The sequence below is a fragment of the Amycolatopsis sp. genome (assembly GCF_036008905.1).
Classification (GTDB): domain Bacteria; phylum Actinomycetota; class Actinomycetes; order Mycobacteriales; family Pseudonocardiaceae; genus Amycolatopsis.
On sequence record NZ_DASYMU010000004.1, the window covers coordinates 46,691 to 53,168 of the forward strand.

At 68.9% G+C, this 6,478-nt stretch carries 7 protein-coding genes and 1 pseudogene; 2 read left to right on the forward strand and 6 right to left on the reverse strand.

Annotation, left to right across the window (positions count from 1 at the left end; all coding sequences use genetic code 11):
- Positions 1-69: 69 nt before the first annotated feature.
- Positions 70-1,059, forward strand: coding sequence for an NAD(P)/FAD-dependent oxidoreductase (locus VGP60_RS00455; RefSeq protein ID WP_327545784.1), 990 nt, complete (start codon positions 70-72; stop codon positions 1,057-1,059).
- A 180-nt stretch (positions 1,060-1,239) separates the two neighbouring features.
- On the opposite strand, the gene VGP60_RS00460 is transcribed toward VGP60_RS00455, so the two are convergent.
- From VGP60_RS00460 to VGP60_RS00485, 6 genes are all read right to left on the reverse strand, one after another.
- On the reverse strand, positions 1,240-1,983 hold the full coding sequence (locus VGP60_RS00460) for a serine protease (RefSeq protein ID WP_327545791.1): 744 nt from the start codon (positions 1,981-1,983) through the stop codon (positions 1,240-1,242).
- 118 nt (positions 1,984-2,101) lie between these two features.
- Positions 2,102-3,169, reverse strand: coding sequence for a class II fructose-bisphosphatase (gene glpX, locus VGP60_RS00465; protein WP_327545785.1), 1,068 nt, complete (start codon positions 3,167-3,169; stop codon positions 2,102-2,104).
- Between the two features lie 86 nt (positions 3,170-3,255).
- On the reverse strand, positions 3,256-3,486 hold the full coding sequence (locus VGP60_RS00470) for an exodeoxyribonuclease VII small subunit (protein ID WP_327545786.1): 231 nt from the start codon (positions 3,484-3,486) through the stop codon (positions 3,256-3,258).
- A complete protein-coding gene (locus VGP60_RS00475; RefSeq protein ID WP_327545792.1) occupies positions 3,483-3,860 on the reverse strand; it encodes a hypothetical protein in 378 nt (125 codons plus the stop codon). Before VGP60_RS00475 ends, VGP60_RS00470 begins: the two co-directional genes overlap by 4 nt.
- 14 nt (positions 3,861-3,874) lie before the next feature.
- The gene (xseA, locus tag VGP60_RS00480; RefSeq protein ID WP_327545787.1) at positions 3,875-5,146 is read right to left on the reverse strand and encodes an exodeoxyribonuclease VII large subunit; all 1,272 of its coding nucleotides are present in this window, start codon (positions 5,144-5,146) and stop codon (positions 3,875-3,877) included.
- Positions 5,143-5,787 (reverse strand): lipid droplet-associated protein, encoded by a 645-nt coding sequence (locus tag VGP60_RS00485; protein ID WP_327545788.1) that lies wholly within the window; start codon positions 5,785-5,787, stop codon positions 5,143-5,145. The genes xseA and VGP60_RS00485 overlap by 4 nt, the downstream gene beginning before the upstream one ends.
- A 124-nt stretch (positions 5,788-5,911) precedes the next feature.
- Between VGP60_RS00485 and VGP60_RS00490 the strand changes: the two are divergent.
- Positions 5,912-6,478 (forward strand): annotated as a pseudogene (locus tag VGP60_RS00490) (4-hydroxy-3-methylbut-2-enyl diphosphate reductase); the annotation flags it as partial.

Sequence of the window (6,478 nt, forward strand, 5' to 3'; positions counted from 1 at the left end):
CGTATGGTCGACGATAGGATTGCGGTGTTCTCGATCACTGCCACCCACCATTGGCGGAAGGGCGAGCCCATGAGCGGGCCCACTGGGGAGTCAACGTTCGACATCGTGATCATCGGCGCCGGGCCGACAGGCCTGTTCGCGGCCTACTACGCGGGATTTCGCGGGCTTTCGACGGCCATCGTCGATTCCCTGCCCGAAGCCGGCGGCCAGATCACAGCCATGTACCCCGAAAAGATGATCTACGACGTCGGCGGGTTTCCCGCGGTACGTGGACGTGACCTGGTGAAAGGGCTCGTCGACCAGGCGGCGCCGTGGAAACCCACGTACCTGCTGGGGCGTAAGGCGGAAACGCTGAGCCAGGCCGAGGGCGGACTCGACGTCACGCTCGACGACGGCCAGGTCCTGCGCGCCGGATCGGTGCTGATCACCGCGGGCATCGGCGAGTTCACCCCGCGTCCGCTACCGGCGGGCGACGGCTGGCTGGGGCGCGGGATGGTCCACTTCGTGCCGTCTTTCGACGCCCACGCCGGACACCACGTCGTGGTCGTCGGCGGCGGGGATTCGGCGTTCGACTGGGTGCTCGCGCTGCGTCCGGTGGCGGCCAGCGTCACGCTGGTGCACCGGCGGGCGAAGTTCCGCGCGGCCGAGTCGATCGTGCGTGAGGCACGGGACCTGGGCGTCCGCATCATCACCGACGCCGAAGTCACGGAGTTCCGCGAAAACGGGGACGGGCTGGCGGAGATCGAAGTCGAGGTCAAGGGCGGTGAACGGGTCGTGCTGCCCGCGCAGTCCGTCGTCGCCGCGCTCGGGTTCACCGCGGACCTCGGGCCGATCGAGAGCTGGGGACTGGAGATCGACCACCGGTCCATCTCGGTCGACTCGACGATGGCGACAGCCCGCGAACGTGTCTACGCCGCCGGCGATGTCGCCGCGTACCCCGGCAAGGTCAAGCTGATCGCGACCGGTTTCGGCGAAGCCGCGACCGCCGTCAACAACATCGCCGTCATGCTCGACCCGGACGCCCACCTGTTCCCCGGCCACTCCTCCAACGTCGAGTAACCCAGCCGGACTCCCGAATATGTCGACAACTTATTCAGCTCTGAACTTCAGAACTTGTCGGCATATTCGGAAGTTTTGGGCCGGAATTCGCCTCACCAGTCCCACGCGTCACAGATCTCCCGAATATGTCGACATGTTCTGGAGCGCGGAGCTGGGGAAAGTGTCGACATATTCCCCGGGTCAGGGGGTGGGTGTGGGGGTCGGCGGGGGAGTTGGTTCGGGAGTGGGAGGCGCGGGTGGGGCGGGTGGGGTGATGGTGGCGGTGATCCACGCCGTGTAGGCGGGGACCGAGGTGTAGATCGACGGCGCGGTCGCGCAGGTCACGTCGCCGTTGCCCGGCCTGCTGGTGACACCCAGCAGCACCCACTTCTCGTCCACCTTGGCGAGCTGCGGGCCGCCCGAGTCGCCGTAGCAGGAACCCGCGTTGTTCGGGCTTTCCGTGCACAGCTCCAGCGCGCCGTCGAACGCCGCCGTGCACAGGCCGCCGTCGACGATCCGCGTGTCCAGCTGCTGCAGCATCGGCGAGATCGGGCCACAGCCCTGTCCCGGGCAGGTCTGGCCCCAGCCGAGCAGACGCGTGGCCGTGCCGGGGGTGGTCACCGTGCCGAGCGCGATCGGCGCTGCCGCGGCGGGGGCGGCCAGCTTCACCAGCGCGATGTCGCCACCGGCGCCGACCGGGTTGTAGTCCGGGCTCACCACGATCTCCGTGGGCTGCCCGGCTTCACCGCCCTCGGAGGTCTTGTTGGTGTCGAGCCGAGCGGTCATCACGGCCGCGTTCTTGCCCTTGACGCAGTGCGCGGCTGTCAGTACCCACTGCGGGTCGATCAGCGAACCGGCGCAGAACAGCTTCCCGGTGGCGCCGTGCAGCGAGACGATGAACGGATACGCCTGGTCGGCGTCACCACCGCCGACGATCGGCGGCATCGACGCGGACGCCGGTGCGGCCACCACCCCGAAGGCCGCGACAACCGCCACCAGCACCGACAGAACACGTTTCTTGAACAAGACTCTCCTCAAAACCGGTCCGGCGAACAGCCGCACTTTAAGGCAGCGGCGGGACGACGTCATCGGTCGGCTCGTCCAGGTTGCCGTCGAAATCGATGGACGCGTAGGCGCGCAGCTTCGTCAGCCGGTGGTAGCCGTCGATCATCCGCACGGTGCCGGACTTCGACCGCATGACGATGGACTGCGTGGTCGCGCCGCCCGCGCGGTAGTGGACGCCGCGCAGCAGGTCGCCGTCGGTGACGCCGGTGGCGCAGAAGAACACGTTGTCGCCCTGGACGAGGTCGTCGGTGCCGAGGATGCGGTCCAGGTCGTGTCCGGCGGCCAGCGCCTTCTCGCGCTCGGCTTCGTCCTTTGGCCACAGGCGGCCCTGCAGTTCGCCGCCGAGGCACTTCATCGCGGCGGCCGCGATGATGCCCTCGGGCGTGCCGCCGATGCCGATCAGCATGTCGACGCCGGTGCTCGGCCGGGCCGTGGCGATGGCGCCGGCCACGTCACCGTCGGAGATGAAGCGGACGCGGGCGCCGGCGTCGCGGATCTCCTGGATGATCTTTTCGTGCCGCGGCCTGTCCAGCACACACACGACGACGTCGGAAACGCCGCTGTGCTTGGCTTTCGCGACCCGGCGGATGTTCTCCGCGATCGGCGCGGACAGGTCGACGAGCCCGGCGGCTTCGGGGCCGACGGCGAGCTTTTCCATGTAGAACACCGCGGACGGGTCGAACATCGCGCCGCGTTCGGCGACGGCGAGCACCGCGAGCGCGTTCGGCATGCCCTTGGCCATCAGGGTGGTCCCGTCGACCGGGTCGACCGCGACATCGCAATCCGGCCCGTCGCCGTTGCCGACCTCTTCGCCGTTGAACAGCATGGGCGCTTCGTCCTTCTCGCCCTCGCCGATCACCACGACGCCGCGCATCGAGACGGTGGCCACGAGCTGCCTCATCGCGTCGACCGCGGCGCCGTCCCCGGCGAGCTTGTCGCCCTTGCCGACCCAGCGACCGGCGGCCATCGCGCCGGCTTCGGTGACGCGCACCAGTTCCATCGCGAGGTTGCGATCAGGCGCTTCGCGTCGGCGAGGGGTGGTGGCGGGCTCACTGGCGCTGGACATGCTGCCTCCGGGTCAACGGCGAACGGCGGGGACCCAGTGTCTCAGATGAGCTCGTCAGATGACGGGTGCGACGACCATGGCAAAAGTCACTGGGAGTTGTCGGTGGTGTCTTCCACCGATGCCAGCGCCGTCTCGATGCGTTCCCGGGCGCCCTCGAGGTGGTGCTCGCAGACCTTGGCGAGTTTCTCGCCCTTTTCCCACAGCGCCAGCGACTGCTCGAGCGACAGCCCGCCGGCTTCGAGCTCGCGCACGACCTCGACGAGCTGGTCGCGGGCCTGTTCGTAGCCGAGTTCGGGGGCGTTGTCAGTAGTGCTCACGGCGTCGAAGTCTCCACTCTGGTTGCCGCGCAGACTACCGCGCTGGCCATGGCGTGGTCATATCCGACGAACGCGCGCGCGAACTCCTGGCCGTCACCGTCGGCGATCGCCTCTTCGATATGCGACTGGGCGCGGGCTATCCGGCCGCGGTGGCAGGCGCCTTCGGTGGACCACCAACGTGTGCCGACCTGCTCCGAAGTCGCCTCCGACAGCTGCCGCAGCCGCGGCCCGAGGTTCCAGCGCCCGGCCGTGCCGCAGCCGGCGAGCAGCGACGTCCAGCATTCGCCCGCCGCGATCTCCGCCTCGATGGCCTTCCTCAGCACGCACTCGGCGTTCGCCTTCGTCGCCGCTTCCACCGTGAGCGGCAGGAACATCGACGTCTGCACCGTTACCGCCCTTCCGCCGGATCTCCGGGAGTGACGACCGCGTTGACCGCGCCGTCGGCCACCCGCACGCGCAAGGTGGCACCCTCCACAAGTTCAGAGACTGATCGGAGTACCTGAAGGTTGCCTTCGGCGTCGGAAAACTGCACGATCGCGTAGCCGCGGGTCATCGTCGCGGCGGGACCGAGCGCGGTCAGCCGCGCTTTCGACGACGCGATGGCGGCCTGCTCGCGCGCCAGAGCGGTGAGCACACAGCGACGGGCGCGCTCCCGGTGCAGGTTCACCTCGTCGAGCCGTCGGTCGATCGGGCCGAGCGGATCGGAGAGCACCGGGCGGCTGCGCAGCTGGTTGAGCAGGCGGGTCTGGGTGTCGACCCAGCCGTGCAGCGCGCGGCGGCCGCGGTCGCGCATCTGGTGGACGCGCTGGGTCTCTTCCCTGACGTCCGGCACGATCCGCTTGCTCGCGTCGGTCGGCGTCGAGCAGCGCAGGTCCGCGACATGGTCGAGCAACGGGGAGTCCGGCTCGTGGCCGATCGCGCTGACGATCGGCGTGCGCGCCAGCGACACCGCGCGGCACAACGCTTCGTCGGAGAACGGCAGGAGGTCTTCGACACTCCCGCCGCCACGGGCGAACACGATCACTTCGACTTCCGGGTCGGCGTCGAGGATCTTGAGCGCTTTGAGCATCTGCGGGACGGACGTCGGGCCCTGGACGGCGGTGTTGATCACCTTGAAGGCCACGTGCGGCCAGCGGGCCTGCGCGTTGACCAGCACGTCCCGCTCCGCCGCGGACGCGCGGCCGGTGATCAGGCCGATTCCCTTGGGCAGGAACGGAAGCTTGCGCTTGCGCTCGGATGCGAAGAGCCCCTCGGCGGCGAGCAGCTTGCGCAGCCGCTCGATCCTGGCGAGCAGCTCGCCCACGCCGACCGCGCGGATTTCGTTGGCACGCAAGCTCAATTGGCCACGGCCCATGAAGAACGTCGGCTTCGCGTGCACGATCACGCTCGCGCCTTCGCGCAGCGGCGGCTCGATGTCGCGGAACACCCGCATCGCGCAGGTGACCGACATCGAGACGTCCGCCGACGGATCGCGCAGCGTCAGGAACGCCGTCTGCGTGCCAGGCCTGGCCGAGACCTGGGTTATCTGGCCTTCGACCCAGACCGCGCCGAGGCGGTGGATCCAGTCCGAGATCTTGCGCGCGACGGTGCGCACCGGCCACGGGTGGTCGGCGCTGCTCGACTCACGAACGGGTGATTCTGTGGCCGGCTCGCTACTCACCGGCCGGTCGAGTCTTCGTCTGGCCCGGCCTGGTTCACGTTGCCGATCCGGCGCGCGAGCATGCCGACGAACGACGGCCTGTCAGCGTTGGCGCGCTCGTAGGTGAGGAGTTCTTCGAGTTCCTCCAGGGAGAACCGGCGCAGGCGTGCCCGCAGCTGGGGAAGGGTGAGCTCGTCGTAGTTCACGACGCCCGCCGGGCTGCTGGTCACCGGCGCGTCGAACTCACCCTCGGTGTGCGGCGTCGAGAGCGCGCGCTCCTCCTCGGCCCACGGATCCGTGGCGGCGTCGGCGTCGGTGAAAGCAGGCCGGTGGCCGTTGATTTCGTTGCGCTGCGCGGATTCCGCGGTCTTGATCGAGGTCACGTTGTCGAACGAGGCCTCGGTGGACAGATCCGGCTCGACGTCTTCGTCGAAGGTCGCCCAGCTCGGCGTGTCCTCGACCGGACGCAGCGAGGACAGCGCGCCGTCACCCTTGATCGCGAGCTCGGTGACGTGCTGCTGCACCCGCATCGAGAACTGGAGAACCTGGCTGACGACGGTCACCGGCAGCCCGGTGAGCTGCTTAGGCAGTTCGCGAACCCGCTCGGCGGTGGAGACGGCGAGGCCCGCGGCGACCCGGAGCGGGAGCGGGAGTGGCTTCATGCCTACAGCCTGCCGTATGTAGGCCATCCTGCCCAACCGAATGGGTGTGTCGGGTGCCGATAACGTGACTGCCCGCACACGACGGGCCCCCGGTCCCTCGAATGGCCCCCCGTACCCTGGGGGCATGAGTGCAGCGAGTCCCGGAATCGAGCCCGCAGGCACGCCGACCATCGAACGTGGTGGCGTGCCGTCGAACGGCAAGCGCGTGCTGCTCGCGAAGCCACGCGGTTACTGCGCCGGTGTCGACCGCGCCGTGATCGCCGTCGAAAAGGCCCTTGAGCTCTACGGCCCGCCGGTCTACGTGCGCAAGGAGATTGTGCACAACCGGCACGTCGTCGAGACGCTGCGTGACCGCGGGGTCATCTTCGTCGACGAGACCTCCGAGGTGCCCGAGGGCGAGCTGGTGGTCTTCTCGGCGCACGGGGTGTCCCCGGCCGTCCACGCCGAAGCCGCCGAGCGCAACCTCCGCACGATCGACGCGACCTGCCCGCTGGTGACCAAGGTCCACAAAGAGGTCAATCGGTTCGCCAAGGACGACTACGACATCCTCCTGATCGGCCACGAAGGCCATGAAGAGGTCGAAGGCACCGCCGGTGAGGCGCCCGACCACGTGCAGCTGGTGGACACCGCGGCCGACGTCGACAAGGCGATCGTGCGTGACCCGTCGAAGGTCATCTGGCTGTCCCAGACC

Excerpts from the sequence above, each read along its gene's own strand:
- VGP60_RS00455 (WP_327545784.1), top strand. The coding sequence starts at position 70 with ATGAGCGGGCCCACTGGGGAGTCAACGTTCGACATCGTGATCATCGGC.
- VGP60_RS00460 (WP_327545791.1), bottom strand. The coding sequence starts at position 1,983 with ATGCCGCCGATCGTCGGCGGTGGTGACGCCGACCAGGCGTATCCGTTC.
- glpX (WP_327545785.1), bottom strand. The coding sequence starts at position 3,169 with ATGTCCAGCGCCAGTGAGCCCGCCACCACCCCTCGCCGACGCGAAGCG.
- VGP60_RS00475 (WP_327545792.1), bottom strand. The coding sequence starts at position 3,860 with ATGTTCCTGCCGCTCACGGTGGAAGCGGCGACGAAGGCGAACGCCGAG.
- VGP60_RS00485 (WP_327545788.1), bottom strand. The coding sequence starts at position 5,787 with ATGAAGCCACTCCCGCTCCCGCTCCGGGTCGCCGCGGGCCTCGCCGTC.